The 24,113-nt window shown below is 68.0% G+C and carries 22 protein-coding genes; 12 read left to right on the top strand and 10 right to left on the bottom strand.

The window, feature by feature from the left end:
* Positions 1-3: 3 nt before the first annotated feature.
* The 4 genes from WCE59_RS06260 to WCE59_RS06245 all read right to left on the bottom strand — a co-directional run bounded on the left by WCE59_RS06260 (position 4) and on the right by WCE59_RS06245 (position 6,867).
* Positions 4-2,388, bottom strand: coding sequence for a TonB-dependent receptor (locus WCE59_RS06260; RefSeq protein ID WP_343257865.1), 2,385 nt, complete (start codon positions 2,386-2,388; stop codon positions 4-6).
* Between the two features lie 127 nt (positions 2,389-2,515).
* Positions 2,516-3,826, bottom strand: coding sequence for a peptide MFS transporter (locus WCE59_RS06255; protein WP_343257864.1), 1,311 nt, complete (start codon positions 3,824-3,826; stop codon positions 2,516-2,518).
* Entirely contained in the window at positions 3,823-4,815 is a 993-nt protein-coding gene (locus tag WCE59_RS06250; protein ID WP_343257863.1) for a dipeptide epimerase, read from the bottom strand. Before WCE59_RS06250 ends, WCE59_RS06255 begins: the two co-directional genes overlap by 4 nt.
* Positions 4,816-4,827: 12 nt before the next feature.
* Complete coding sequence (locus WCE59_RS06245; RefSeq protein ID WP_343257862.1) at positions 4,828-6,867, bottom strand: serine hydrolase domain-containing protein; 2,040 nt, start codon at positions 6,865-6,867, stop codon at positions 4,828-4,830.
* A gap of 213 nt (positions 6,868-7,080) precedes the next feature.
* On the opposite strand from WCE59_RS06245, the gene WCE59_RS06240 reads away from it, so the two are divergent.
* From WCE59_RS06240 to WCE59_RS06230, 3 genes are all read left to right on the top strand, one after another.
* Complete coding sequence (locus tag WCE59_RS06240) at positions 7,081-7,722, top strand: helix-turn-helix domain-containing protein (protein WP_343257861.1); 642 nt, start codon at positions 7,081-7,083, stop codon at positions 7,720-7,722.
* Positions 7,723-7,838: 116 nt separating this feature from the next.
* Entirely contained in the window at positions 7,839-9,185 is a 1,347-nt protein-coding gene (locus tag WCE59_RS06235) for an NTP/NDP exchange transporter (RefSeq protein ID WP_343257860.1), read from the top strand.
* A 159-nt stretch (positions 9,186-9,344) separates the two neighbouring features.
* Positions 9,345-9,950, top strand: a complete 606-nt coding sequence (locus WCE59_RS06230; RefSeq protein ID WP_343257859.1) for a hypothetical protein — start codon at positions 9,345-9,347, stop codon at positions 9,948-9,950.
* Between the two features lie 3 nt (positions 9,951-9,953).
* Here WCE59_RS06230 and WCE59_RS06225 read toward each other — a convergent pair whose 3' ends face one another.
* The 4 genes from WCE59_RS06225 to WCE59_RS06210 form a co-directional block, all read right to left on the bottom strand.
* Entirely contained in the window at positions 9,954-10,670 is a 717-nt protein-coding gene (locus tag WCE59_RS06225) for a hypothetical protein (protein ID WP_343257858.1), read from the bottom strand.
* Positions 10,667-12,142, bottom strand: a complete 1,476-nt coding sequence (trpE, locus tag WCE59_RS06220; protein ID WP_343257857.1) for an anthranilate synthase component I — start codon at positions 12,140-12,142, stop codon at positions 10,667-10,669. Before trpE ends, WCE59_RS06225 begins: the two co-directional genes overlap by 4 nt.
* 556 nt (positions 12,143-12,698) lie before the next feature.
* Positions 12,699-13,382: a ribulose-phosphate 3-epimerase gene (rpe, locus tag WCE59_RS06215; protein ID WP_343257856.1), complete on the bottom strand. Its 684-nt coding sequence runs from the start codon at positions 13,380-13,382 to the stop codon at positions 12,699-12,701.
* Between the two features lie 45 nt (positions 13,383-13,427).
* The gene (locus WCE59_RS06210; RefSeq protein WP_343257855.1) at positions 13,428-13,760 is read right to left on the bottom strand and encodes a J domain-containing protein; all 333 of its coding nucleotides are present in this window, start codon (positions 13,758-13,760) and stop codon (positions 13,428-13,430) included.
* A 101-nt stretch (positions 13,761-13,861) separates the two neighbouring features.
* Between WCE59_RS06210 and WCE59_RS06205 the strand changes: the two genes are divergently transcribed.
* The 3 genes from WCE59_RS06205 to WCE59_RS06195 are packed head-to-tail and all read left to right on the top strand — an operon-like array spanning position 13,862 to position 16,263.
* The gene (locus WCE59_RS06205; protein WP_343257854.1) at positions 13,862-14,794 is read left to right on the top strand and encodes a phosphoribosylaminoimidazolesuccinocarboxamide synthase; all 933 of its coding nucleotides are present in this window, start codon (positions 13,862-13,864) and stop codon (positions 14,792-14,794) included.
* A 13-nt stretch (positions 14,795-14,807) separates the two neighbouring features.
* Positions 14,808-15,302 (top strand): Mpo1 family 2-hydroxy fatty acid dioxygenase, encoded by a 495-nt coding sequence (locus WCE59_RS06200; protein WP_343257853.1) that lies wholly within the window; start codon positions 14,808-14,810, stop codon positions 15,300-15,302.
* A gap of 7 nt (positions 15,303-15,309) precedes the next feature.
* Positions 15,310-16,263 (top strand): DMT family transporter, encoded by a 954-nt coding sequence (locus tag WCE59_RS06195; protein WP_343257852.1) that lies wholly within the window; start codon positions 15,310-15,312, stop codon positions 16,261-16,263.
* 254 nt (positions 16,264-16,517) lie between these two features.
* Here WCE59_RS06195 and WCE59_RS06190 read toward each other — a convergent pair whose 3' ends face one another.
* On the bottom strand, positions 16,518-17,390 hold the full coding sequence (locus WCE59_RS06190; RefSeq protein WP_343257851.1) for an NAD-dependent epimerase/dehydratase family protein: 873 nt from the start codon (positions 17,388-17,390) through the stop codon (positions 16,518-16,520).
* Between the two features lie 214 nt (positions 17,391-17,604).
* On the opposite strand from WCE59_RS06190, the gene WCE59_RS06185 reads away from it, so the two are divergent.
* From WCE59_RS06185 to mnhG, 6 genes are read left to right on the top strand one after another with little or no spacing between them, the layout of a single operon-like run.
* Positions 17,605-20,379, top strand: a complete 2,775-nt coding sequence (locus WCE59_RS06185; RefSeq protein ID WP_343257850.1) for a monovalent cation/H+ antiporter subunit A — start codon at positions 17,605-17,607, stop codon at positions 20,377-20,379.
* The gene (locus tag WCE59_RS06180) at positions 20,379-20,732 is read left to right on the top strand and encodes a Na+/H+ antiporter subunit C (protein ID WP_343257849.1); all 354 of its coding nucleotides are present in this window, start codon (positions 20,379-20,381) and stop codon (positions 20,730-20,732) included. The genes WCE59_RS06185 and WCE59_RS06180 overlap by 1 nt, the downstream gene beginning before the upstream one ends.
* A complete protein-coding gene (locus tag WCE59_RS06175) occupies positions 20,732-22,258 on the top strand; it encodes a monovalent cation/H+ antiporter subunit D (protein WP_343257924.1) in 1,527 nt (508 codons plus the stop codon). Before WCE59_RS06180 ends, WCE59_RS06175 begins: the two co-directional genes overlap by 1 nt.
* An 11-nt stretch (positions 22,259-22,269) precedes the next feature.
* Positions 22,270-22,776, top strand: coding sequence for a Na+/H+ antiporter subunit E (locus tag WCE59_RS06170; protein WP_343257848.1), 507 nt, complete (start codon positions 22,270-22,272; stop codon positions 22,774-22,776).
* Entirely contained in the window at positions 22,773-23,042 is a 270-nt protein-coding gene (locus tag WCE59_RS06165) for a K+/H+ antiporter subunit F (RefSeq protein WP_343257847.1), read from the top strand. The genes WCE59_RS06170 and WCE59_RS06165 overlap by 4 nt, the downstream gene beginning before the upstream one ends.
* Positions 23,039-23,407 carry a monovalent cation/H(+) antiporter subunit G gene (mnhG, locus tag WCE59_RS06160; RefSeq protein WP_343257846.1) on the top strand — a complete coding sequence of 123 codons (369 nt, stop codon included), beginning with the start codon at positions 23,039-23,041 and terminating at the stop codon, positions 23,405-23,407. Before WCE59_RS06165 ends, mnhG begins: the two co-directional genes overlap by 4 nt.
* Before the next feature lie 10 nt (positions 23,408-23,417).
* Here mnhG and WCE59_RS06155 read toward each other — a convergent pair whose 3' ends face one another.
* The gene (locus tag WCE59_RS06155; protein ID WP_343257845.1) at positions 23,418-24,047 is read right to left on the bottom strand and encodes a hypothetical protein; all 630 of its coding nucleotides are present in this window, start codon (positions 24,045-24,047) and stop codon (positions 23,418-23,420) included.
* Positions 24,048-24,113 lie beyond the last annotated feature (66 nt).

Raw genomic sequence — 24,113 nt, 5'->3', positions numbered from 1 at the left:
CGGTCAGAACCGGTAGTCGAGTTCGACGCCGAGGGTGCGCGGCTGGATCGGGATGCCCCTGCGCTGCACGTCCACACCGGTCAGCGCGCCGGACTGCGTGGTCACCGAGGACCAGCCCAGCTCGTCGGTGACGTTGTTGAAGTAGGTGCGGATGGTCCAGTTGGAGTTGCCGACGCTGGCGTAGAGGTCCAGCGCCTTGTAGCCGCCAAGGTCGTTGGGGCCGGTGACGGTTTCGTCCAGCACCACGGACGGATCCGCGGCCAGCAGGATGCGCTCCCTGCTGCCGGTACCCGAGATCCGGTCGCCGACCTTGCGGAACGCCGCGCCCACGGTGCCGTGCCAGTCGCCGCGCAGGTCGAAGACGTAGTCCGCAGTGGCCGACCAGGACAGTTTCGGGGTGTAGGGCATGCGGTCACCGCCCAGCCCGTTGACGATTTCCACCAGGATGTCGCCCGCGTCGACCACGACCGCCTCGAAGTCGTCGTTGAGGTCGGCGCGGGTGTAGGCGGCGTTCAGCCCCAGGCGCAGGCTGTCGGTGGCGCGGAAGGCGGCGGTCAGCTCAACGCCCTGGCTGGTCGCCTCGCCGCCGTTGACCATGCCGCTGACGCCGTTGATCTGGGTCCCCACCTGGATGTCTTCCCAGTCGATGTTGAACACGGCCAGGTCCAGCAGCACCCGCCGGTTGGCGAACTCGGACTTCAGGCCGACCTCGTAGCTGTCGACCATCGACGAACTCACCTGCGAAGGCATGCCCGGGATCGCCACGTTCGGGCCGCCCGGCTGGTAGCCGCTCGCCGCGCGCGCGTACAACAGCACGTCGTCGGCCAACTCGTATTGCGGACTCAGGCTCCAGGTGAAAACGCTTTCGTCCGACTCGCCCGAGACCGTTCCCACCCCGCCCAGCAGCCCGAGCGGATCGATGGTGACCACCTGGTTGTACTCCTGGTCGTTCTGCGCGTAGCGCGCGCCGGCATCGAGCTTGAACCGGTCGCTGAAGCGCCAGCTTGCATTGGCGAACACCGCCGTTTCCCGGTACCAGGTGGGCAGGGCCGCCGCGGCCATGTCGCCGAACATCGCGTCGTACGGCGCTGGCAGCGGGGAGCCGTCGAAGGAATTGAGGAAGAACAACTGCTCCTGGTCGGCCTCTTCCTTTGTGTAGAACGCGCCGACCATCCACTCGAAGGGGCCGCCGGACCGGGAGATCAGGCGGAATTCCTGGGTCAGCTTGTCCAGGTCCAGCCGGTAGTTGCCGTAGGAACTGCCCTGGGGCAGGTCCAGCATCAGCGGGATCTCCCCGAACTCCACGGTTGAGTCGAGCATGTAGTCGGTCCAGGTGGTGGAATAGCCCGTGGCCGAGACGAAGTCGCCCCATCCCAGGTCCCACTCCAGCGTGGCCGCGAACACGTCCACGTCCTTCCGGAACGACTGCGGGTACCAGGCGCGGTCCACCTTGTCTCCGAACAGCGGCTGGCCCGTTTCGATGTCCAGCGCCACGCCGGAGCGATCGTCGGTATCGATGGTCTGGCGCAGCGCCGACAGGTCCATGGTGAAGCCCTGGCCTTCATACAGCAGCGCGGCCCGCGCGCTGGTCTGCACGCCGCCGTTGACGTCCTCGGTGCGGGAGAGCACCTCGTTGCCGAAGCCCTCGGTGTGCACGTTGTCGGTGAAACCCGGGTTCTCGCGGCGGGCATAGCTCACGCGCAGGCCCAGCGTGTCCTCCACCAGCGGCAGGCTGGCGCCGAAGCGTCCGTTCCAGCCGATGTCGCCGTCCTGGACCGACGACATGCCGAAGCCCACGCGGAACTCGCTGGCGTACAGGTCCGGATCGCGGGTCACGTACTTGAGCAGCCCGCCGATCGAACCGGCGCCGTACAGCGTGCCCTGCGGGCCGCGCAGCACTTCCACCCGGCTCAGGTCGTAGGGCAGCAGGTCGAGCATCAGCGCGGTGGCCGCCTGGTACAGGCCGCTGGAACCCACCGGCACCTCGTCGACGTAGGTCGCCACGGTCGCTCCGGCCGACAGGGCGGCGACACCGCGCATCGATATCCTGGTCAGGCCTGGCGTGCCGCCGTCCTGCACCTGCAGGCCCGGCACGAAGTCGGCGTAATCGCTGAGCGAGCCGGCACCCAGGTTGTCGAGCATTTCCTCGCTGACCACGCTGATCGCCGCGCCCACTTCGCGCACGTTCTCCACCCGCTTGTTGGCGGTGACCACCACCGTCTCCAGCGTGGACACGTCCTCGCCCGGGGCGGAAGTGTCCTGCGCCTGGGCCGCGGCCCCCGCCAGCAGCGCCAGCGTGCCCGCCAGCGCCGCGGCGAGTGGCCGGCGCGGCACCGCGGCCAGTCGCTGCATGCCGGTGTCGCGTTGCCGACCCCCAAGAACGTTCATGCTCCCCTCCCGTTTGCTTCCACTACCGCGCCGTTGCGGCAATCAGACCTTCGCAGCCAGACCGCGACGATCCCCATCAAGCTCTAATTGTTCCTTTCAGGACAAAATAGACCCATCCTGAGAATTGTCAAACCCGCACGCCCGTCTCCGCCCGGCCTCCGCCCTCGATCTGCCGCGACGGCCCGGTGAGCAGCCACAGCAGCATCCCCGCGGCCGCGGCGACGGCAGCCATGAGCAGGAAGAAGGAAGCCGGGCCCAGGCGGCTCCAGAACGTACCCAGGTAGCCGGCCAGCAGGTTCCCGCCGAAGGAGGCGAAGAACCACGCCGCGACCGTGGTCGCGCGGAACCGCGCCGGCGCCAGCCGAGCGAACAGGCCCAGCCCGACGGGCAGGATCATCAGCTCGCCGGCGGTGAGCACGACGAAGAACAGCGCCAGCCAGGTCCAGCTGGCCTGCCCCGCCGGCGATGACGCGGCCACGGCGCCCAGCAGCAGGTAGGCCGAGGCGACCACGAACGCGCCATGGGCCATCTTCCGCGCCGACGCCGGCTCACGGCCCTGCCGGGCGCGCCGGGTCCACAGCGCCAGGTACAGCGGGGTCAGCGCGATGACGAGGAACGGATTGATCGACTGGAACCAGGTCATGGGAATGGTGAGCGCGCCCAGGCTGCGGTCGATGCCGGTGTCGGCCCACAGCGCGATGGTGTTGCCGACCTGCTCGTAGGAGCCGCGGAACAGCATCACGCACAGCGCGATTGCCGCGAGCACGCGGATGCGCATGGCCATGTCCGGCCCGCTTCCGGCGGCGGCCCCGGCTTCCACCGCTTCCGCCTCACGCCCGGGGGGCGCTTCCCTGGGCAGGTAGCGCCCGCCCCAGACGTAGACGGCGAGGCCGAGCAGCATGCCGATGCCGGCGGCGCCGAAGCCCCAGTGCCAGCCGTAGACCTCGCCCAGGGTGCCGCACACCAGCGGCGCCAGCAGGCCGCCGACGTTGATGCCCACGTAGTAGACGTTGTACGCGGAGCCGCGGCGCGGATCGTCCTTCGCGTAGAGCCCGTCGACCTGGCTCGGCAGACTGGGCAGGAACAGGCCGTTGCCCACCGCGATCGCCGCCAGCGCGGGATACAGCAGGCTTTCGGAGGCCATCAGGAAATGGCCCAGGGACATGATCGCCGCGCCGATGATCACCGCCCGGCGCTTGCCCAGCCAGCGGTCGGCGACGATGCCGCCCAGGATCGGGGTGAAGTAGAACGTCGCCACGTAGATGCCGTACACCAGCGACGCCTGCTGCTGCTCCATCAGCAGCTGCTTGGTCATGTAATAGACCAGCAGCACGCGCATGCCGTAGTAGGAGAAGATCTCCCACATCTGGGTCAGGAACAGGATGGTCAGGCCGCGCGGCTGGCCGAACCACTGCGGCGATGCGGGCGGGTCGCTCACCCCCCGCCCCAGACCTCGCCCGGGCAATCGATATGGCCGTCACGGTAGACCACGGCGGGGCTGCGGTCTTCGGCCAGGAACACCGGTCCGTCCAGGTCGACCACATCGCAATACTGGCCGAGCACGAACGCCGGCCCCGCCGCCCAGCTGCTGCCGGCCATGTTGCCGACCATCACCTTGCGGCCCAGTTCGCGCGCGCGCCGCGCCATGCGCAGGCCCTCGGTGAGGCCGCCGCATTTGTCGAGCTTGATGTTGATGACGTCGAAGCGGTGGTGGAGCCGCTCGAGCTCGCGCAGGTCCAGGATGCTTTCATCGGCGGCGAACGGCACCACGCGTTCGATCCCGTCCAGCTCCGCCTCGTCCCCGCGCCGGGTCGGCTGTTCGAGCAGCGAGACGGCCGCCTGGACCAGCGCGGGCAGGAGCCCTGGCAGGGTCCCGGCGCCGTAGCCCTGGTTGGCGTCCACGCCGATCCACGCGTCGGGACAGCGCGCGCGCACCGCGTGGACGCGCTCGACGTCGAGCTCCACCTCGCCGGTGAGCTTGAGCTTGAGCGCGCGGGCACCGGTGAACGCGGCCGCCTTGTCCGCCATCACGGCCGGATCGTCGGCCCCGACGGTGAACGTGGTCAGCAGCGGGCGCACCGACTCCAGCCCCGCGAGCTTCCACACCGGCACGCCGCGCCGCTGCGCTTCCAGCTCCCACAGCGCGCAGTCGAGCGCGTTGCGTGCGCCGCCGGGAGGAAGCAGCGCGTTGGCGGCCTCACGGTCCAGGCCAGCCTCGATCCGCGGGCGCAGCGCCTCCAGGGCCGCCAGCATCCCGTCCGGCCGGTCGTCGTTGTAGTAGACGCCGGCCGCCTCGCCGCGGCCGGTGTGTCCGTCCCGGCGCAGCACCGCCACCGTCGCCGGCATGGCTTCGAAGATGTAGCCGGAGATGCGGAACGGGGCGGACAGGCGCAGCGGTTCGTTGCGCAGCTCCAGTTCGATTTTCATGCGCGCACCTGGTCAGAAGTTCGCGCCGATGCCGATCAGGTGATAGGCGAACCCCACCCAGAGCAGGTACAGGCCGGCCAGCGCCAGCACCACGCTCCACAGCCTGGCCAACCAGCCGCGACTGCCGCGCAGCACCTGCCAGGTGCTCCATACCAGCAGCCCCGCACCGGCGGCCAGCGCGACGCCCGCCAGCAGGCGCGCCGCCGTGACCAGGCCGTCCTTGCCGGTCAGGTTCTCCAGATTGCCGATCATCCACAGCACCAGGCCGATGCCGATACCGATCCCGAGCACCGACAGCAGGCTGCCCCAGCGCGCCGCGCGGTGAGCCGTGGCCTCCGCCCCGACCAGCGGGTACGGCACCCGGTAGCGGCGGCGCACCAGCGCCGAGACCGGCCACGCCAGCACAGTCAGAAGAAGGGAGGCGAACGCCAGGCCCAGCAGCAGCGGGGCCGTGGCGCGCCAACCGGAGAGCCGTTCGAACAGCATGATCGGGGCCAGGAACTCCATGCTGAAGCGGGTGACGTTGCCGTCCTGGACCTCGGCTGCAAGCCGGTCGCCGGTGCCCGGGTCCTGCCACAGCCATTCCCCGATCGGGTGCCACTTCACCGGCTGGCCGGAAGGCGCGCGCCACATCGACACGCTGATGGTGCCGTCCTCGTTGGCCACCACCTCGGTCTGGCTGAGCAGTTCCAGGACGCCCATCACGTTGTTCTGCGGGCGCCGGCTGCTCTTGTAGGAGCCGGCGATGGCGGCGTTCTGCGCCCTGGCCGCGTCGTCGGCAATCCCCTCGCCCTGCGGGATCGGTCCGGGCAGGTAGCGATCGACGAAGTTCACCGCGAGCTGCGTGCGGATATGCAGGCTGGCGCCTTCGCGCCCGGCGCTGTTCATCGACACGAAATAGCCGATGCCGTCATCGGGGAACAGCCGCAGGTCGCTGTGGAACCACTGCGTGTCGCCGCCATGGGCAATAGTGAAGTGGCCGTTGAGGCTGGTCTCGTAGAAGCCCAGCATCATCTGGTTGAGCGGGCCGATCGATGCCTGGCCGGTGCGGTGCATCGTGTCCGCGGTCGCGGCGGACAGGATGCGCGCGCCGTTGTACTCACCCCGGTTGAGGTGGGCGAGCATGAACCTCGCCATGTCCGCGCCGCTGGCTGCCATGCTGCCGGCTGGGGCCAGATTGATGAATTCGTACGGTTTGGCTTCGCCGTTGGACAAGCTCGCGTAGCCGTTTGACATCTGCCCGACGAAGCGGTCCGGGAGCGGCTGGCGGAAGCTGGAATGCTGCATGCCGAGCGGGGCGAAGATGTGCTGCTCGAGGTAATCGTTGAAGTCCTGGCCGCTGGTGCGCTCGACGATGTAGCCGGCCAGCGCGGTGGCGTAGTTGGAATAGGCCGGGGTGGTGCCGGGCGGGTGGATGCGGTCGGGCGTCCAGTGCTTGAGCGTGTCGCCAAGCGATTCAAGCGAGTCCTCGTCGGAGAAGATCAGGCCGCGCAGCGCCTCCTCGAAACCGCCGGTGTGGGTCATGATCTGGCGCATGGTGAGCGGCTTGCCGTCGCGCTCGGGGATGGTGAAGTCCAGGTACTGGTTGACGTCGGCGTCCAGGTCGATCCTGCCCGCCTCCACCTCCTGCATCACCGCCGTCCAGGTGAACAGCTTGGAGACCGAGCCCGGGCGAAACAGGGTGTTGTCCGGATCCACCGGCGCGCCGGCCCCCAGGTCGGCGTAGCCGTAGCCCTTCTGCAGCACGACCTCGCCGTCCTTCACCACCACCACCACGGCGCCGGCGATGTCGCCGGCCGCCAGTGCGTAGGGCATGTAGCCGTCCAGCCAGGCCTCCACGTCGGTACGGGTCAGCGGATGTGCGCCGTCGGCGAGCGCGGGAACGGCCTGGGCCGGCGCGGCGCCGGTGCCTTCGGCATCCGGGTCGGCCGGGGCGATCTCCACCGGCACGTCCACCGGCACCTGCGGACCGGTGGTCACCTGCGGCGTGGCCAGCAGTGGCAGGGACAGCAGGCCCCCGGCAAGAGCGGACAGGAATACGGACAGGCGCATCGACGGTCTCCTCGGATTTGATCCCCTGGGCGGCCGGCGAGCGGCCGCGACGGCCTGCATGCGCCCGAAAGGGCCAGACAAGCCTGTTCGTGCAATAATCGTCCCAATCAGAAAATTGTCAACCCGCTATGGTCATGGCCGCCGGATTCAGGCGAACATGTCACCGTGCGCAGGGGCCGGACCCCCTGCCGAACGCTGCAAGGAGTCCCAGCGATGACCTCGCCACACCCCACCATCGGCAAGCTGCTGCGCGCGTTGCGCAACCGCAACGGCTGGACGCTCAAGGAAATGAGCGAACGCTGCGGCATTCCGCTGTCAACGCTGTCCAAGGTGGAACACGACCGCCTGAGCCTGACCTACGACAAGCTGCTGCAGATCAGCCAGAGGCTCAACATCAGCATGTCGGAACTGTTCGCCGAGCCGGATGCGACCAGCGAGGCTCCGGTCACCGCCCGCCGCAGCATCGGCAGGCTGGCCGACGCCGTGCGGGTGACGACGCCGAACTACGACTACTTCTACCTGTGCCCGGAGCTGCGCCGCAAGCGCATGATCCCGGTACTGACCCGGGTGCGCGCCAAGGACCTGGAGGAGTTCGGCGCCCTCGTCCACCACTCCGGCGAGGAATACATCCACGTGCTCGAAGGTGCGATCGAGGTGCATACCGAGTTCTACGACCCGATCGTGGTCGCAGCCGGCGAAGGCGTCTACATCGATTCGAACATGGGGCATGCGTACATCGCCGCCGAAGGCTGCGACGAAGCGCTGCTGCTGGGCATGTGCTCGAGCGCCGACGATCAGCTGCTGGACTCCCTGTTCAACCTGCACGGCGACGCGGGCAAGGCAGCGCGGAAATAGGCAGGCGGCGGCACCGGCCCCGCGTCCCGTAACGCGCATCCGGACCGGAGCCGGCATACTGGCCTGCAGCCGCCGCGTCGGCGTCGATTCCATCCCGAGGACGAGGCCCACCCCGCATGTCCCAGCCCACCGGAACCGGTCCCACCCGGCGCTGGTCCGCCCTGCAGGCGCTGTTCAACCTGCGCCGCGACGAAGTGCTGCCGGTGCTGCTGGCCGGGCTGTTCTTCTTCTGCATCCTGACCGCGCTGATGCTGTTGCGCCCGGCGCGCGACGCGCTGGGGATGCAGAGCGGGATCGACGGGGTGCGCTGGCTGTTCATCGGCACGGCGGTGGTGACGCTGGCGGTGAACCCGGTGTTCGGCTGGCTGGTGAGCCGGTTCCGGCGGCTGCAGGCGATCGGGGCGACGTACGGGTTTTTCGCGCTGAGCCTGATAGGGTTCTGGGGCCTGCTGGTGTTCTCGCCCGGCGCGGTGGGCGAGCGCAGCGGGCAGGTGTTCTACGTGTGGTTCAGCGTGTTCAACCTGTTCGTGACCATGGTGTTCTGGGCGCTGATGGCGGACCGGTTTTCCAGCGACCAGGGCAAGCGGCTGTTCGCGCTGATCTCGGTGGGCGGCACGGCCGGGGCGATCTTCGGGCCGTGGCTGGCCGGGCGGCTGGCCGAGCCGCTGGGCACGCCGGCGCTGCTGCCGATCGCGGCGGGTTTCCTGCTGCTGGCGCTCGTGGTGGCGTGGCTGCTGGTGCGCGTCGCGCCCGATCGCACCGGGGCTGCGGCGCAGCCCGGCCCGGCGGCTGGCGTCCCCGGGGCGGACCGGGAGCGCATTGGCGGCAGCGCCTGGGCCGGCTTCAAGGCGGTGTTCACCTCGCGCTACCTCTCCGCCATCGCCGGCTACGTGCTGCTGATGACGGTGGTCGCGACCTTCATCTATTTCACCCGCCTGCAGATGGTGGCGGCGGTGACCGACGACCTAGACGCGCGCACGGCGATCTTCGGCAACATCGACATGTGGACCCAGGTGGCGGTGCTGGCGCTGCAGCTCACGATGACCGGCAAGATCATCCGCCGCTTCGGGCTGGGCGTGGCGCTGGCGATCCTGCCCATCGCCACCGCGATCGGCTTCATCGGCCTGGCGATCTACGGCTCGTTCGTGGTGCTGGTGCTGCTGGAAGCCACCAACCGCGCGGTGCAGCGCGGCATCACCCGGCCGGCGCGCGAGGCGCTGTATACGGTGGCCAGCCGCGAGGACAAGTACAAGGCCAAGGCCTTCATCGACACCTTCGTGTATCGCGCCGGCGACGTGGTCGGCGCCCAGACCGAAGGCGCGCTCGGGCGATTGGGATTGGCGATGGGCGGGCTGGTGAGCGTGGTAGTGCCGCTGGCGCTGGTGTGGGCGGCGCTGGCGCTGTGGCTGGGTCGCGCCCAGAACCGCCTCGCTGAAATATCCCCGCCTAACGACCCGTCGTAGGTCGGCCCTACGCGGCCGACGCGAGGGATGCTTGATTCAGGGCGAACGCTGGATGGCGCACTTCGCGGGGCGTCGGGCGCGTAGGCCCGACCTACGGGCACCGGCGCCGCCTTGATCTGGGTCACGGTGGTGGCCGCGGTGCGGCGGCAGACTGGAGGCATGACATTTCCCACATTCTTTGACGACGCTCCGGTCATCCGCGTACGCGACGGGCTGGCGAAGCTGCTCGGTTCCGCGACGGACGGATTGATCGAGTACCGCTACGCCGATGCCGTGCGCCTGGCCGGCCATTCCTGCCCCACCGTTGCGGGCGCCTGGCTGTCCGCCCGCGCCGGCCTGCGTGCGCTCTATGGTGACGATCTGCCCGAGCGCGGCGGCGTCGCGGTCAGCATGCCGGACGCGGAAGACGACGGCGTTGCCGGGGTGATCGGCCAGGTCCTGACCCTGGTGACCGGCGCGGCCGGTGCCGGGGGCTTCAAGGGTCTGGGCGGCCTGCACTCACGCAAGGACCTGCTGCGCTATGGCGACACATCGGCGGCCGCGCTGCAGATGCGGCGCAGGGACACCGGCGAAGCGGTCGAAATCATGTTCGACGCATCACCCGTGCCGGCCGACCCGGAAATGCGCATCATGATTCCGCTGGCCCTTGCGGGAAGCCCGGATGCAGTGCAGCGGTTCGGCGCGGCATGGCAGGACCGGGTCCGCCGGCTGCTGGTCGAGCACGCCGATGATCCGGTCGTGGTGACGGTCCGGCCGATCAACTGAGCGTCAGCGGCGCACGGGGACATCCACCCCGGAGGCGGGCGGCAGCTGAAGCAGACACCAGTCCACGCCTTCCAGCGCAATCGGGCGATGGCCGTAATCCGCCGGCGCCTGCACATGATGGATGCCGAACCGGGCCATATCCGCCACGCTGAAGGTCCACTCGCCGCAGGTGCTGCCGGGCCGCTGGCCATACACGGTGACCTGCTCATCCACTCCAAGCCGGTCATACAGCGCACGCTGCTCGCGCTGCATGCGCTGGCCGTACTCACGCATCTCCCGCTTCAACTGGCGTCGCTGCCACCAGCCGATGGGCTCCCCATCCGGGCCGGTGACAGCGGAAACATCCACGTCCCACAGGCCCGCCTGGATCGCCGAGCCGTGCCAGATCACGAGGGCATCGCCGGCAATGATCTTGTGACGCCCGGCCGGAAACAGGTAGTTGGCGCAGGACGACACGCACTGCTGCTCCACCCGCACGTCGAGCCCCCGCACGTGGATGGCCTCGCCCATGCGCATGGCGTGCTCGATGGACCCGCCGGCAGAATTCACCGCCAATACGGTGACATCGGGCGCGCCATCCAGCACGTCCAGGAATCGCTCCGTGCCTTCCGGGTTGATCTCCCCCTCGTAGCGGATCACGTTGTCCTCCACCGCCACCAGCGCCGTCGGCGGGTGCGCGGCAGCCGTCTGCAGCATCGCGGCGAGCAGCCAGCCGATCACAGCCCTTTGGCAGCCTGGGCCACGGCGCGGAACAGGGCGCGGCCCTTGTTCATGGTTTCGTCCCACTCCTTGGCCGGATCCGAATCGTGGACGATGCCGGCGCCGGCCTGCACGTGCAGGCGGCCGTCCTGGATCACCGCGGTGCGGATGGCGATGGCGGTATCGGCATCGCCATGCCAGCCGATGTATCCGACCGCCCCGGAATAGACGTTGCGCCTGATCGGCTCCAGCTCACGCACGATCTCCAGCGCGCGCACCTTGGGCGCACCGCTGACAGTGCCTGCGGGAAAGGTCGCGCGCAGCACATCGGCATAGCTCAGGCCTTCCTTCAACCGGCCGGTGACTTCGCTGACGATGTGCATGACGTGGCTGTAGCGCTCGATGGAAAAACTGTCCCCCAGCGCCACCGTGCCCGGCTCGGACACCCGGCCGACATCGTTGCGGCCCAGATCGATCAGCATCAGGTGCTCGGAGCGCTCCTTCGGATCGGCCAGCAGCTCGACTTCCAGCGCGGCATCCTCCTCCGGCGTCACGCCACGCGGGCGGGTGCCGGCGATCGGACGCACGGTCACCGTGCCGCCCTGCTGGCGCACCAGGATCTCCGGCGACGAGCCAACCACCTGGGTGGCTCCGGTATCGAGGAAATACATATACGGCGAAGGATTCAGCGCCCGCAGCGCGCGGTACACATCCACCGGCCGGGCGTTGAACGGCACCGACAGCCGCTGGCTCAGCACCACCTGGAAAATATCCCCGGAGCGGATGTACTCCTGCGACTTTTCCACCGCGGCAATGAACCCTTCGCGGGTGAATCCGGAAACAAAATCCTCCTCGTCCAGCGCCGCCGGCTGCAGCGTTTCCGGATAGCCGGCTCCCGCGTGGCGCAGCCGATGCACCAGCGCATCCAGCCGCCGATTGGCCCGTCCCCAGGCCTGCGGCTGGCGCGGATCCGCATGCACGATCAGATACAGCCGGCCCTTGAGGTTGTCGAACACCGCAACCTCTTCCGACTCCATCAGCAGGATGTCCGGCGTGCCCAGCTCATCGGGCAGATCTCCCCGGGCCAGGCGCGGCTCGATGTAATCGATGCACTCGAACCCGAACCACCCTACCAGCCCACCCGAAAACCCGGGAAGACCCTCTACCTCCGGCACCGAATGCACGGTGCGCAGCCGCTCCACCTCAGCGAAGGGATCCTCCACGCGCCGGGTTTCCAGCACCTCGCCGTGCGCACTCACCGTCAGCTCATGTCCGCGGAACGTGTACACCCGCGCGGCCGGCAGCCCGATGATCGAATAGCGGCCAAACCGCTCCCCGCCCTCCACCGACTCGAACAGATAGGTATGCGGCCCGTCGGCCAGCTTCAGGTACACCGACAGCGGCGTATCCAGATCGGACAGCACCTCGCGCACCACCGGAATACGGGTATGGCCGTCGGCAGCGAAGGCATCGAATTGTTCACGGGTAATCATCGGCGCAATGTAGCGGCTGAGGCCAAAGTGCGCGAGCCAACCGGTGGCACCCCTGCCACTCCCCTGTCATCAACCTGTCACCCGACCCCCGGAACATGGGAGTCCATATCAGGGACGACGGGCGGAGGCAGGATCAGCCTCCAATATTCACGGGAAAGGCCGCGGCAGGAGTCGCGGCCTTTTTTCCTGGGGACTCTTCAATACCCGGCTCGCCGGAGTTCACGCGGCTTCGCGCGCATGGCGCGCTCCTACAGCCGTAGGTCGGGGCTACGCCCCCGATGCCCCGCGAATCATCCTTACCGCCGTTCACCGCGGACCACGCATCCCTCGCGTCGGCCGCGTAGGGCCGACCTACGGACCCGATCATCCGGGACATCCGCCCATGCCCCCAATTCGCCCGGCCCCCACTCATCCGCAAGCCCAGCCCCGTCGTGGCCGGCAGGCCCGTCAGGTCACCGCGTCATCAACGCGGGCCCGGAAACACGACGGCTTCCCCCGCAAACCGGAAATCCAAGCGTCGGCCGCGTAGGGCCGACCTACGACCGCACCCAGCCAATCAGGCCCGCAACCCACCAGCGCGCGCAATCTCCGTCCGCATCTCGTCCACCACCGCCCGATAATCGGACTTCCCGAAAATCGCCGACCCCGCCACGAACGTATCCGCCCCCGCGGCAGCAATCTCACCGATGTTGTCGGGCTTCACCCCGCCATCCACCTGCAGCCGGATCGCCCGCCCGCTCGCATCAATGCGCTCGCGCACCTGGCGCAGCTTGTCCAGCGTCGAAGGAATGAACGCCTGCCCTCCGAACCCCGGATTCACCGACATCAGCAGCACCAGGTCCAGCTCGTCGAGAACGTAATCCAGTACCTCAACCGGCGTCGCCGGGTTCAGCACCAGCCCCGCCAGGCAGCCTTCCGCCTTGATCAGCTGGATCGTCCGATGCACATGCCGGCTCGCCTCCGGGTGGAAGCTGATCAAACTCGCCCCCGCCTTCGCAAAATCCGGAACGATGCGATCCACCGGCTCCACCATCAGATGCACATCGATCGGCGCCGTCACCCCGTGCTTGCGCAGCGCCTCGCACACCAGCGGACCAATGGTGAGGTTGGGCACGTAGTGGTTGTCCATCACATCGAAATGCACCCAGTCCGCACCGGCGGCCAGGACGTTGTCGACTTCCTCGCCCAGGCGGGCGAAATCGGCGGACAGGATGGACGGGGCGATGACGGCAGGCTGCATGGCGGTCGGCTCGGTTGTGCGTGGAGGGAACTGGAGGGCGGCGACTCAGCGCCGGCGGCGGCGCAGGGCCTTGATCTGGTCGTAGGCGGCGTTGATTTCCCGCGCCCGCCTCCCGGCCTTGTCGCGCAGCTCGGGCGCGGCGCCGGATAGCCGGTCGGGGTGGTACTGGGACATCAGCCGCCGGTAGGCCTGGTCGATCTCGGCATCGGTGGCGTTCACCTCCACGCCCAGCACGCGATACGGGGCGTTTTTCTTCGGGATCAGCCAGTCCGCATCGAACGCGTGGCCGATCATCAGGCCGATCACCCCACCCAAGGGATGCCTGAGCAGCAGCCAGCCGGCAATGAAGCCGAACAGTTTTCCGTACCAGCGTTTCATCGGGCCATTGTAGGTGCTTCGCAGCCGCGACGACGTGCCCGCTGACTCGCGAGGCCGAATGGCACTACACTGCCCGACCCTCACCGCCACCGGCTTATACCGTGTCGACGACGCTCATTTCCGCCGACCTGCCCGGTCTGACCCTGCACCACCGCGGCAAGGTGCGCGATGTATTCGACCTGGGCAGGCTGCCTTCCGCCGCCGAGGATGCTCCGGATCCGGGCGAAGGCCTGCTGATCGTGGCCACCGACCGTCTGTCGGCATTCGACGTGGTCCTGCCCGACCCGATCCCGGGCAAGGGCGAGATGCTGTGTCAGATCAGCAACTTCTGGTTCGACCGCACCGAGCACCTGATGCGCAACCACCTGACCGGGGTGGACGTTGAAGTGGTGCTGCCACAGGGCGTCGACCCCGCGCTGTACGCGAAGCGCTCGGTTGTGGCGCGCAAGCTGCGCCCGCTGCCGGTGGAAGCGATCGCCCGCGGCTATCTGATTGGCAGCGGCTGGAAGGATTACCAGCGCACCGGCCACGTCAGCGGCATCCGCCTGCCGGACGGCCTGCGCCAGGCCGAGCAGCTGGCCGAGCCGGTGTTCACGCCTTCCAGCAAGGCCGCGCCGGGCGAGCACGACGAAAACATCGACTTCGACACCATGGTCCACCGGATCGGTGCCGAGCTGGCCGAACAGATCCGCGACGCCACCCTGCGCCTGTACCGCTTCGCCGCCGCACATGCGGCCGAGCGCGGGATCCTGCTGGCCGACACCAAGTTCGAATTCGGCACCGACGAGGACGGGCGGCTGTACGTGATGGACGAGATGCTGACCCCGGATTCGTCGCGCTACTGGCCCGCCGACGAGTACGAGGTGGGCAGCAGCCCGCCCAGCTACGACAAGCAGATCGTGCGCGACTGGCTGGAAACCCAGGACTGGGACAAGACCGCGCCGGGTCCACGCCTGCCAGCCGAAGTGATCCAGCGCACCCGCGCGCGCTATGCGGAAGCACTGCAGCGGCTGGCCGGGATCAGCGTCGACTGACGGGGAGCTCCACATGAATGCCGCCACCGAAGGATCCGCCAGGCGCCCGATTGACCGCTGGTTTGCCAGTTATTCCGGCGACCATCGCAACCCGGTCAATCAGGCCATCCACGTAGTGGCGGTGCCCTTGATCCTTTGGAGCGTGATTGCGCTGCTGTGGTGCATCCCTCCCGGCGCGCTGTTTGAACAGGGCATCTGGGCGGTCATGGCGATGTTCGCGGCGTGGCTGTTCTATTACCGCGCCTCGCGCAGGATCGGGCTGGGCATGCTGCTGGTGTTCCTGGCCATGGCCGCGCTGACCTGGTGGCTGCACGGAAATCTGGGCACGCGCGGACTGCTGGGACTGGCCATTGGCGTGTTCGTGGTGGCCTGGATCGCCCAGTTCGTCGGCCACAGCAAGCTGTATGAAAACAAGAAGCCAAGCTTTTTCACCGACCTGCGCTATCTGCTGATCGGCCCGGCCTGGGTGTTGGCCAAACTCTATCGCCGCCTCGGCTGGCACTGGTAGTCACTGCATGAGTTCAAATCTGCGCGGACTGGGTGGACGCGACCTGGTCCTGGTCAGTCTGGTGTGCGTGTTCTGGGCGCTGAACTTCCTGGTGTCGGCGCATGCGCTGCGCGAGCTGCCGCCCTTCATGTTCACCGCGGTGCGGATGGTGATGCTGGGGGGGATGCTGGTGTGGTTCATCAAGGCACCGCCGCGCGACCAGTGGGGCCGGCTGGCGGCGGTGGCGGTGCTCAACGGCGCGCTGCACTTCGGCACCAGTTTCCTGTCGCTGCACCTGGCCGGCAACCTGTCCTCACCCGCCATCGTGGCCCAGAGCTACGTGCCCATGGCGGTGCTGCTGGCGTGGTGGCTGCTGGGCGAGCGCTTCGCCTGGCGCACGACGCTGGCCATTGCGCTGAGCTTTGGTGGCGTGCTGGTGCTGGGCTTCGATCCGATGGTGCTGCAGAGTCCGGCGTCGCTGGTGGCGATGCTGGTGTCGTCGGCGTTTCTGGCACTGGGCACGGTGCTGATGCGCGGGCTGCGCGGGGTGGACATGATCAGTCAGCAGGGCTGGACGGCGATCATTGCGCTGGGGCCGCTGCTGGCGATCAGTGCGCTGTTTGAGCCGGGCAGTTTTTCGGGGCTGCGCGAGGTGACGTGGATCGGCTGGGGCGGGGCGCTGTATGCGGCGATTTTCGCGTCGCTGCTCGGGCACGGGCTGTTCTATCTGCTGGTGCAGCGTCATCCGGTGGCGCAGGTCACTCCCTATCTGTTGATGACGCCGGTGTTTGCGGTGTTGCTGGGGATTGTGTTCTGGGGGGATCGACCGGGGCCGGCGATGTGGATTGGTGGGGGGATGGTCCTGAGCGGGGTGCTGGTGATCGCGCTGCGCACGCTGCAGAAGGCGCGGACGCCTTTGAATGATGCTGCGCCGGGCAGTGTTGCAGCCGCGGCAGGCGACGAGGCGGCCCGCCAGCCGTAGGGACACGCCACCTTTGTAGGAGCGCGCCATGCGCGCGAAGCCGCGTGACGTCTGGTCATCCGGGGATAGCCTCGCATTCGATCACATGCCGCCGCGACCTGACTGGCCCCGCCGCGGCCGGCAGGCCTTTGCGCTTCATGTCCCCCGGCCTCCAAAAAGCCGGAGGCCTCCTCCTTTACTTACGCGCAAAGGCCTCCCGACCACGACGGGGCTGGGCTTGCGGTGGGAACCGGTGGGCTGAACGCTCGAAATCGCTAGCTGCCGGGTGGCATGAACATGTCGGCGGTTGGGCGAAATTCGCGCGGGGCGTAGCCGAAATCCCGCGTTGCCGGTGCCGAGTCAAACACCAGGTCTTCGCGCATGCGGGCGATGGCGCCGGCGGGCATGCCCTGCAGGTAGCCGGCGGCCCGGGCGGTGGTTTGGGCCAGGCGGAACAGGGGGGCGGGCAGTTCGATCAGGCTTGGGGTGGGTGAGAGGGCGGCGAGGGTGCGGGCGACCATCTGCCGGTAGGTGAGGGTCTCGCCTCCGGGCAGGTCGTAGCCGCGGCCGTGGGTGGGGGCGGATTCGGCTGCGGAAAGGGCGCCGGCGGCGAGGTCGTCGACGTGTACGGGTTGACGGAGGCCGGTGGCACCGCGGGGCAGTGGGAAGAAGCGGGTGCGCGATGCGAGGGCGGCGATGCGGGTGAGGTTGTGGTCGCGGCCTGCGCCGTATATCAGGGTTGGGCGCAGGACGGTTGCGGCGGCGGCGCGGGCGGCGGCGGTCTGGAACAGGCGCTGTTCCGCTTCCTGCAGGCGGGCGGCCAGGTCCCGTTCGCCGGGGTCTTCGGCAGTGCGTTTGACGTGCATGCTGGTGGAGCCGAAGGCCACGATGCGTCGGCAGTCGGTTTTGCTGCCGGCGTACCACTGCGAGAACAGGTCCAGCGGGCCGCAGCTGAAGATCACTCCGAGGCCGGCTGGCAGGGTCGGCGGCGGCTCCAGTGCGCCTTCGAGCCAGCGGACCGGGCCGTCACCGGATTGCGGCCGGCGCGACACGGCCGCGACGCTCCAGCCGGCGGCGGTCAGGCGGGCGATGAGGGCCTGGCCCAGCTGGCCGCTGCCACCGAAAACCAGCGCTTTGTGCCTATCCACCGTCACTGGAATCTCCGCGTTGGAAGCAGGAAGTGTTGGCGGCAAATGATGTTGGCGGACGGCATCGGGCAAGCATAGGCGATGGCGCAACGCCGGGCAGCGGCCGCAAATAATGCGTTAACCTGTCCGGTCAGGTCGCCGGGACGGCCTGCTAGAATTCCATGCCGCCGCTCGCAGCCGATCGGTTTCGCGGCCCCATCCGGAAAGGAGACTGATGCTAGAGGTCCTGTTGGCCCTGCCCTTCGTGCTGGCGCTCTCGGTGGCGGCGTTCCACGCCGTGCCGCGCTCTGCGATCGCATGGATGGCCGCCTCCGCTCCCCTGCTCGGTCTGGCGATCCTCGCCTGGCTCACCCCCGCGGTGATGTCCGGCGATGTGCCACGGGTTGTTTACGAATGGATCCCCCAGGTCGGCCTGATGTTCGACCTGCGCCTGGATGGCCTGGCCTGGATGTTCGCCGGCATGGTGCTGGGCATCGGCGTGCTGGTGGTGATGTATGCGCGCTACTACCTGAGCGATCAGGATTCGGCGCCGCGCTTCTTTGCCTACCTGCTGCTGTTCATGGGCTCGATGCTGGGCATGGTCATTGCCGGCAACCTGCTGCTGCTGGTGGTGTTCTGGGAGCTGACCTCGATCAGCTCGTTCCTGTTGATCGGGTTCTGGTCGCACCAGCAGGACGCGCGCCAGGGCGCGCGCATGGCCCTGACCATCACCGCCATGGGCGGGCTGGCGCTGCTGGGTGGCGTGCTGCTGATCGGCCGGGTCACCGGCAGCTACGACCTGGACGTGGTGCTGGCTTCGGGCGACCTGATCACCTCCAGCGCTCTGTACCCGGCGATCCTGGGCCTGGTGCTGCTGGGCATCTTCACCAAGAGCGCGCAGTTCCCGTTCCACTTCTGGCTGCCGCACGCGATGGCGGCGCCAACCCCTGTTTCGGCCTACCTGCATTCGGCGACGATGGTGAAGGCCGGCGTGTTCCTGCTGGCGCGCCTGCACCCGGCGCTGGCCGGCACGGACCTGTTCTTCTATACGGTCAGCTCCATCGGTGCGATCACCCTGCTGATGGGCGCGTGGTTCGCGATTTTCCAGCATGACCTCAAGGGCCTGCTGGCCTACTCGACCATTTCCCACCTCGGCCTGATCACCATGCTGTTCGGGCTCTCCACGCCGATGGCGGTGGTGGCAGCGCTGTTCCACATCCTCAACCACGCCACGTTCAAGGCCTCGCTGTTCATGGCCGCCGGGATCATCGATCACGAAACCGGCACCCGCGACATGCGTCGGCTGGGCAATTTGCGAAGATTCATGCCGATTACCAGCGCGCTGGCGATCATCGCCTCGCTGGCGATGGCTGGGATCCCGCTGCTGAACGGTTTTCTGTCCAAGGAAATGTTTTTTGCCGAGGCGCTGGAAGTCCAGGGCGGCATGCAGCTGGTGGCAACGATCGTGGCGGCCCTGGCCGGCGTGTTTGGCGTGGCCTACAGCCTGCGCTTCGTGCACGACACCTTCTATGGCAAAGGCCCGCGCGACCTCGATGTGACCCCGCACGAGGCGCCTCTGTGGATGCGGATTCCGGTGGCCGTGCTGGTGCTGGCCTGTCTGGCGGTGGGCATCCTGCCCGCGCTGGTGGTGGGACCGACCCTGCAGACCGCGGTCGCCGGCACCCTGGGCGCAGCCGCGCCCGAATACACCCTGGCGCTGTGGCACGGTTTCAACCTGCCGCTGCTGATGAGCGCGCTCGGCGTGGTCGGGGGCGTGATCCTGTACTTCGGCCTGCGCCGGCTGCTCGACATCCATGCAGCGATGCTGGCCGCGCGTGGCCGCCAGCTGTTCCAGCTCAACGTCGAAGCGCTGTTCAACCTGGCCCGCGTTGCCAGTGAATGGGTCGTGGCCGGCGGCCTGCGGCGCAGCCTGCTGTGGCTGCTGCTGGTGGCGATGGCCATCGGCGCGGTGCCGTTCCTGGCCAACATGCCCACCAGCCTGCCGCAGTTGGGCCAATTGCAGCCACTGCCGGTGATGGGCTGGGTGATCTGGGCGGTGCTGGTGGTGGCCACCCTGGCCACGGTCAGCATGCACAGCAAGCGCCTGACCGCGCTGATCGTGATCGGCGCAGTGGGGCTGATGGTGAGCCTGATCTTCGTGTACCTGTCGGCACCGGACCTGGCGCTGACCCAGATCCTGGTGGAGATGGTCACCATTGCCATGCTGATGATGGCGCTGAACTACCTGCCCAAACAGTCGCCGCAGCAGCGCTCGATGGTCCGCCGCTGGCGCGACATCAGCATCTCGGTCGCCGCTGGCGGCGGCATCGCGGCGCTTGCCTACGCAATGATGGTGCGGCCCTCGCAGACCATCGCCGGCGAGCTGCTGGCCCGTTCGCTGCCCGAGGCCTATGGCAGCAACGTGGTCAACGTGATCCTGGTGGACTTCCGCGGCCTGGATACCTTTGGCGAGATCACCGTGTTCGGCATTGCCGGCCTGGTCGTGCATGCGCTGCTGCGCTGGGCCCGCCTGCGGCCCGACGAGGTCATGCCCGGCCCGCCAGTGACCCTGCCGATCCCGGCCGACCTGACCCAGCTGATCTTCCCGCTGACACTGACGGTTTCGATCTACCTGTTCCTGCGCGGCCACAACGCGCCGGGCGGCGGTTTCATCGCCGGCCTGGCCATCGCGGTGCCGGTGCTGATCAAGTACGTGCTGCAGGGTGCGCGCACGGTGGAAGCGACCTTCGGGTTCGATTACGTGCGCGGCATCGGGCTGGGCCTGCTGACGGCCGCCATCGGCGGCATGGGATCGTTCTTCTTCGGCTATCCATTCCTGACCAGCGGGCATATCGACCTGCAGCTGCCGCTGCTCGGCTACCTGCCGCTCGCCAGCGCGCTGGTGTTCGACATTGGCGTGTACGTGACGGTGTTCGCCAGCGCCCTGCTGATGCTCTCGACCATGGGTACGGTCAAGCAGCGCCAGCAGGCCAATGAGGAGGCCTACTGATGGAATTCGCGCTGGCTACCGCGATCGGGACCCTGACCGCCGGCGGCGTGTACCTGCTGCTGCGCGCGCGCACGTTCGATGTGATCCTGGGTCTGACCCTGCTCTCGTATGCGACCAACCTGCTGATCTTTTCCTCGGGCCGCCTGGTGGTGGGCAAGCCACCGGTGCTGGTGGACGGCGTGGAGGCAACGCTCGCCAACCACGCCGATCCGCTGCCGCAGGCGCTGGTGCTGACCGCAATCGTGATCGCGTTCGCCACCACGGCCATCACCGTGGTGGTGGCCATGCGCAACCACGCCGACCTGCGCAGTGACCACGTGGACGCGCAGGATCCGTCGGACGAGCAGAAATGATGCAGCACCTGGCCATTCTTCCGATCCTGGTTCCGATACTGGCGGGCGCCTGCCTGCTGCTGCTGGAACGGCGGCAAAACACCTACGCCCTGCGCGTCGGCGCCTGGATCGCCATGACCGCCCTGCTGGTGGTCTCGGTGCTGCTGGTGCAGGCGGCAGCCGGCGATCAGATCACCGTCTATCTGGTCGGCGACTGGCCGGCGCGGCTGGGCATCACCCTGGTGGTGGACCGGTTGAGCGCGCTGATGGTGCTCACCACCACCCTGCTGGCGATTCCCTGCCTGCTGCACGCCACGGCCGGCTGGGACAAGCGGGCGCTGCACTTCCACGCCCTGTTCCAGCTGCAGCTGGCCGGCCTGAACGGCTCGTTCCTGACCGGTGACCTGTTCAACCTGTTCGTGTTCTTCGAAGTGATGCTGGTGGCCTCGTTCGGGCTGCTGCTCAGCGGCGCGCTGGGCTCGCGGATCGCGGCAGGCATGCACTACGTGGTGTTCAACATCGCTGCGTCCACGCTGTTCCTGATCGCGCTGGGACTGCTGTACGGCATGCTCGGCACGCTCAACATGGCCGAGATGGCGATCCGCATTGCCGAGACCGCGCCCGAAGACGTGGGCATGGTGAAGGCTGCGGCCGGGCTGCTGCTGGTGGTGTTCTGCGGCAAGGCGGCGTTGATCCCGCTCTACATCTGGCTGCCGGAAGCGTATTCGCGCGCGCCTGCCGCGGTGGCGGCGTTGTTCACCATCATGACCAAGGTGGGCCTGTACGCCGTGCTGCGCGTGTACACACTGATGTTTGGTGCCGAAGCCGGGCCGTTGGCCGACTACGCCTGGCATGCGCTGCTGGTCGCGGGCGGCCTGACCGTGGTGCTGGCCGCCATCGGGGTGGTGGGTGCGACACGCATGCGGGTGGCCGTGGCCTATCTGGTGATGCTCTCGGCCGGAACGCTGTTCATCGCCTTCTCGGTGGCCAACCCGCAGGGAATCAGCGGCGGCCTGTACTACCTGTCACACAGCGTGTTCGTGACTGCGGCGCTGTTCCTGATCGCCGACCTGGTGCAGCGCCAGCGCGGCAACCTCGGTGACCACGTGCTGCCGATCGCACCGCCGACCCGTTCGGGTTCCGCCATGGTGTACCTGATCGCCGCGGTCTCGGTGGCAGGCCTGCCGCCGCTGTCCGGGTTCATCGGCAAGTTCGTGGTGCTGGGCGCGGTGCCCTCTGCCAGTACCGGCTGGATCTGGGCCGCGGTACTGGGTGGCAGCCTGCTGACGATCATCGGCCTGACCCGCACCGGCACCCGCCTGTTCTGGCGCGTGGAGGCGCCCGGCGAGGGCAAGCCGCCGCCCTCACCGCGGCCGATCGAGGTCGGTGCCGCCGCCCTGCTGCTGGCCTACGGCGTGGTCATGACCGTGGCCGCCGGGCCGATCCTGCGCTATACCGATGCCACGGCCGAACAATTACTGTCGCCGGGCAACTATATCCAGCAGGTCCGCTCCACCCAGCCCCAGCTGCGGGAGCCGTCGCCATGAAGCCACAGGCCATGAGAAAGCTGCTGATCCTGCGTCGCCGCGTGCTGCCCTCGCTGCCGCAGAGCTTCACGGTGTTCGCGTTCTGGCTGCTGATGGCCGAAGAGCTCAGCTTCGCGCACATATTGATGGCGCTGGTGCTGGCGGTCGGCATGCCGCTGATCGCCGCCCGCCTGGAACGCGAGTTCGCCCGCATGGCCCGGCTGGATGTGCTGCTGCAGCTGGGTGCGGTGCTGATGTGGGACCTGCTGGTGGCCAACTTCACCGTCGCCCGCCAGGTGCTTGGACGCCAGGACAAGCTGACCCCGCAATTCATCTGGATCCCGCTGGAGTTGACCAACATCCACGGGATCTCGGCCCTGGCCAGCGTGATCACCCTGACCCCCGGCACCGTGGCGGCGGCGCTGACCGAAGACCGCAAGTACATGCTGGTGCACGTACTGAGCACGGACGATCCGCAGGGCATGATCGATGAAATCAAGCAGCGCTATGAAGTGCGGCTGCGCAAGGTGTTCCCATGATCCAGATTGCTATCGTCATCGCCCTGTCCGCGGTCGGGCTGGCCATGCTGATGTCGCTGTGGCGGCTGCTGCGCGGCCCTACCGCGCCAGACCGGATCCTGGCACTGGACACGCTGTATGTGAACGGCGTGGCCCAGCTGATCCTGTTCGGGATGTACTTGGATACGGAGCTGTACTTTGAAGTCGCGCTGATCATCGCCATGCTCGGCTTCTTCAGCACCGTGGTGCTGAGCAAATATGTGATCCGCAGGGATATCGTGGAATGAGCCAGATCCTCGACTTCGTCCTCATCCTGCTGCTGGCGACCGGCAGCTTCTTCGCCTTCCTTGGCGCGTTCTCGCTGGTCAAGCTCAAATCCTTCCTGCGCCGGCTGCACGGCCCCACCAAGGCCAGCACCATGGGCGTGGGCTGCATCCTGGTGGCATCCATCCTGTTCCACAGCTTCTACGGCACGGGCCTGCACCCGCGCGAGCTGCTGATCGTAGTGTTCCTGTTCCTCACCGCGCCGGTGAGCGCCCACCTGATGTCACGCGCCACCCTGTCGCTGATGGGCGAGCTGCCGCCAACCCCTCCCCGCCCACCGGACCCGGACGGTGCGGTGCGGGAAGACGTGGACAACCGCAACGCCTGATCCGCACGGTTTAGCCGCAACCCTCGACCCAGTCGATCTGCGGAGGCAGCCCGATCCGCCATCGGGTGGAGTACCCGTCCGCACCGGTTTCAAACAGCAGGACGGCTTCGCCGCCGACCGGGTCGGCAACGCGCAGATAGTGCCCGCCGTCAATGTACTTGTGCGGACGCTCTTCAACGCCCTCGCCGTAAAGACCGTGGATCACGTCTGCCGACAGCCCTGCCCGCCCCCCGCCCGGCGCTTCGATGTCGGGCGCGGTAACGTCGATCCGCACGAAACGGTCACCGTCGATCATGAAGGCGATGCGGTCGCGCCCCTCCTGCAGGCGCGGATGCGGCGCCAGGTAATAACAGCCGCCCGGCTCGGCCGGCACGGCATCGCCCAGGTCGCGCCCCCAGGCCATGCGCACGGCTTCCTGATCGGCGCCGAACGGCGCCATGCCAAAGCCCTGGAAGCCGATGGCGCCAACGGCCGGGTACCTGGGAACCTCGGCTTCGTCGACCTCGGGCGTCTGCGCCGGTCGGTCAGCCCCGGCGGGATCGGCGCTGACCTGCAACTCCGACTCCGGCTCCGGCTGCGTTCCGGGACCGCAGGCGGACAGCATCAGGCAGGCACACAGGTATAGCGGCAGGCGGCTCATACGGATGGTCCCGTTGGGAGGTCCTGGGCAGGGTACCCAGCCGTCGCCGAGGTAGCGTGAAAGCCA

It is taken from the genome of Luteimonas qiangzhengi (genome assembly GCF_039548515.1).
GTDB lineage: Bacteria > Pseudomonadota > Gammaproteobacteria > Xanthomonadales > Xanthomonadaceae > Luteimonas.
This window is presented reverse-complemented; position numbering and strand designations above follow the sequence as displayed.

Coding starts and splice junctions, on each gene's coding strand:
- WCE59_RS06260 (WP_343257865.1), bottom strand. CDS start 2,388: ATGAACGTTCTTGGGGGTCGGCAACGCGACACCGGCATGCAGCGACTG.
- WCE59_RS06250 (WP_343257863.1), bottom strand. CDS start 4,815: ATGAAAATCGAACTGGAGCTGCGCAACGAACCGCTGCGCCTGTCCGCC.
- WCE59_RS06245 (WP_343257862.1), bottom strand. CDS start 6,867: ATGCGCCTGTCCGTATTCCTGTCCGCTCTTGCCGGGGGCCTGCTGTCC.
- WCE59_RS06240 (WP_343257861.1), top strand. CDS start 7,081: ATGACCTCGCCACACCCCACCATCGGCAAGCTGCTGCGCGCGTTGCGC.
- WCE59_RS06235 (WP_343257860.1), top strand. CDS start 7,839: ATGTCCCAGCCCACCGGAACCGGTCCCACCCGGCGCTGGTCCGCCCTG.
- WCE59_RS06230 (WP_343257859.1), top strand. CDS start 9,345: ATGACATTTCCCACATTCTTTGACGACGCTCCGGTCATCCGCGTACGC.
- trpE (WP_343257857.1), bottom strand. CDS start 12,142: ATGATTACCCGTGAACAATTCGATGCCTTCGCTGCCGACGGCCATACC.
- rpe (WP_343257856.1), bottom strand. CDS start 13,382: ATGCAGCCTGCCGTCATCGCCCCGTCCATCCTGTCCGCCGATTTCGCC.
- WCE59_RS06210 (WP_343257855.1), bottom strand. CDS start 13,760: ATGAAACGCTGGTACGGAAAACTGTTCGGCTTCATTGCCGGCTGGCTG.
- WCE59_RS06200 (WP_343257853.1), top strand. CDS start 14,808: ATGAATGCCGCCACCGAAGGATCCGCCAGGCGCCCGATTGACCGCTGG.
- WCE59_RS06195 (WP_343257852.1), top strand. CDS start 15,310: ATGAGTTCAAATCTGCGCGGACTGGGTGGACGCGACCTGGTCCTGGTC.
- WCE59_RS06185 (WP_343257850.1), top strand. CDS start 17,605: ATGCTAGAGGTCCTGTTGGCCCTGCCCTTCGTGCTGGCGCTCTCGGTG.
- WCE59_RS06180 (WP_343257849.1), top strand. CDS start 20,379: ATGGAATTCGCGCTGGCTACCGCGATCGGGACCCTGACCGCCGGCGGC.
- WCE59_RS06175 (WP_343257924.1), top strand. CDS start 20,732: ATGCAGCACCTGGCCATTCTTCCGATCCTGGTTCCGATACTGGCGGGC.
- WCE59_RS06170 (WP_343257848.1), top strand. CDS start 22,270: ATGAGAAAGCTGCTGATCCTGCGTCGCCGCGTGCTGCCCTCGCTGCCG.
- WCE59_RS06165 (WP_343257847.1), top strand. CDS start 22,773: ATGATCCAGATTGCTATCGTCATCGCCCTGTCCGCGGTCGGGCTGGCC.
- mnhG (WP_343257846.1), top strand. CDS start 23,039: ATGAGCCAGATCCTCGACTTCGTCCTCATCCTGCTGCTGGCGACCGGC.
- WCE59_RS06155 (WP_343257845.1), bottom strand. CDS start 24,047: ATGAGCCGCCTGCCGCTATACCTGTGTGCCTGCCTGATGCTGTCCGCC.